Here is a 284-nt window from a genome sequence, read left to right as displayed (position 1 = left end):
ATCCGCGCCACATACGGCGCCACCTTGAGCAACCCAGTGGACCGCAACCGGGTGGCCAACAACGACTGATGGGCATCACGGAACGTCGTATCGGTGACCCCGACCGATGGGGTATCCCGCAGCCACGACGCGAACCGCTCTGGGCCCAGTTCGAACAATCTTTGTCGTGAGCCCGGCGCGGGTGTGGCAGTGAGGTCCAGGCGCGGGAGCTTGTCCTGTGGGTACACCGTCGACGGCCGCTCGCCATTGGGCTTGTTCACCGTGACATCGGCCAGATAATTCAA

Annotated in this window: 1 protein-coding gene; it reads right to left on the bottom strand. The window is 63.4% G+C overall.

Annotated features, from left to right (window positions below; translation table 11 throughout):
- Positions 1-284 (bottom strand): hypothetical protein (locus ACZYZF_RS29510; protein ID WP_463837607.1); only part of this gene is annotated, 284 nt, incomplete at both ends.

The organism is Mycobacterium sp. IDUB_24 (genome assembly GCF_055419385.1).
This window is presented reverse-complemented; position numbering and strand designations above follow the sequence as displayed.